A 1594-nucleotide genomic window follows, 5' to 3' on the forward strand; every position below is an offset into this window, starting at 1 on the left:
AGTCGGCCAAGGAAGAGCGCATGGCCCGGCTGGCGGGAGAACTGGACCACGGAGGTCCGGGGCCGCCCCGGGAGAACGGCGCGCAGCCCGCGCCGCAGGGCGCCGGCGACGGCTCAGACGTTGACGCCGAAGTCCTGCGCGATGCCGCGCAGGCCGGAGGCGTAGCCCTGGCCGATGGCGCGGAACTTCCACTCGCTGCCGTTGCGGTACAGCTCGCCGAAGACCATCGCGGTCTCGGTGGAGGCGTCCTCGGAGAGGTCGTAGCGGGCCAGCTCCGAGTTGTCGGCCTGGTTCACCACGCGGATGAACGCGTTGCGCACCTGGCCGAAGTTCTGGCTGCGGGTCTCGGCGTCGTAGATCGACACCGGGAAGACGATCTTCTCCACGTCCGCCGGGACGCCGGCCAGGTTGACCTTGATCGCCTCGTCGTCGCCCTCGCCCTCGCCGGTCAGGTTGTCACCGGTGTGCTCGACCGAGCCGTCCGGGCTCTTCAGGTTGTTGAAGAACACGAAGTTGCCGTCCGAGGCGACCTTGCCCTGGGCGTTGCACAGCAGGGCGCTGGCGTCCAGGTCGAAGTCCGCACCGGTGGTGGTCCGGACGTCCCAGCCCAGGCCGACGACCACGGCCGTGAGGCCGGGTGCCTCCTTGGTGAGCGAGACGTTGCCGCCCTTGCTGAGGCTGACTCCCACTAGTCCTCCAAGAATCGGGAGGCACGTCCAGTGGTGCCCCCGGTGGTGCGGTCCGGGGCGGCGGGGGGCCGATCGGCCCCCGCGTCCCACCCCGCCAACGGCCCGAGCGTAGTACGGGGTTCCCGCCCGCACCCCTGATCAGGCCGGACACGGCCCCACGGCACCCGGCCGGCGGGCGCCGAAGGGGCCCGGCGGGCGCGCCCGGGACGCGTCCGGGGCCCCCGGCGGGGGCCTCAGAGCGCCGCGAGCACCTTCAGGTACTCCTGCTCGTCCCGGGCGTCCGGGAGGCCGTTGACGACGCTCCAGCGCACCGCGCCGGCGGTGTCGACCACGAAGGTGCCGCGCAGCGGGCAGCCCCGCTCCTCGTCGAGGACGCCGTACGCGCGGGCGACCTCGCCGTGCGGCCAGAAGTCGGCCAGCAGCGGGAACTCCAGGCCCTCCCGGTCGGCGAAGACCCGCTGGGAGAACTGGGAGTCGCAGGAGAGCCCGAGCACCTGCACGGTGTCGTTCTGCAGGCCCGCCAGCTCCCGCTGGATCGCGCCCAGCTCGCCGGTGCAGACGCCGGTGAAGGCGAACGGGTAGAAGACCAGGACGACGTTCTTCCGGCCGCGGAAGTCGGAGAGCCGGACGGACTCGCCGTGCTGGTTGCGGAGCTCGAAGTCCGGAGCCTGGGTGCCGACCTCGATGGCCATGAACGGGACCTTTCTGACGCGAGCGCGCCGCGCGGCGGGCGCGGCAGGCCACATCCTCGCATTCGTTTACGGCCGTTCCGCCGAACGGATGAGGCGGGCGGCCGCGGCCCGCCGCGTTCGCCGTCCGCGAACGGACCGGTCCGGGGCGCCGGCCGGACCCCTCGCGGGCGGCGGGCATGCAGCGGGCCCCGCCGGAGGGGGTTCCTCCGGCGG

General features: G+C 73.3%; 2 protein-coding genes. Both read right to left on the bottom strand.

Annotation, left to right across the window (positions count from 1 at the left end):
• Window positions 1-113 precede the first annotated feature (113 nt).
• Entirely contained in the window at window positions 114-689 is a 576-nt protein-coding gene (locus ACFU7Z_RS39345) for a TerD family protein (RefSeq protein WP_074000774.1), read from the bottom strand.
• A gap of 233 nt (window positions 690-922) precedes the next feature.
• The gene (locus ACFU7Z_RS39350; RefSeq protein ID WP_074000773.1) at window positions 923-1381 is read right to left on the bottom strand and encodes a peroxiredoxin; all 459 of its coding nucleotides are present in this window, start codon (window positions 1379-1381) and stop codon (window positions 923-925) included.
• Between the last annotated feature and the right edge of the window lie 213 nt (window positions 1382-1594).

The sequence above is a fragment of the Kitasatospora sp. NPDC057518 genome (assembly GCF_042802075.1).
Classification (GTDB): domain Bacteria; phylum Actinomycetota; class Actinomycetes; order Streptomycetales; family Streptomycetaceae; genus Kitasatospora.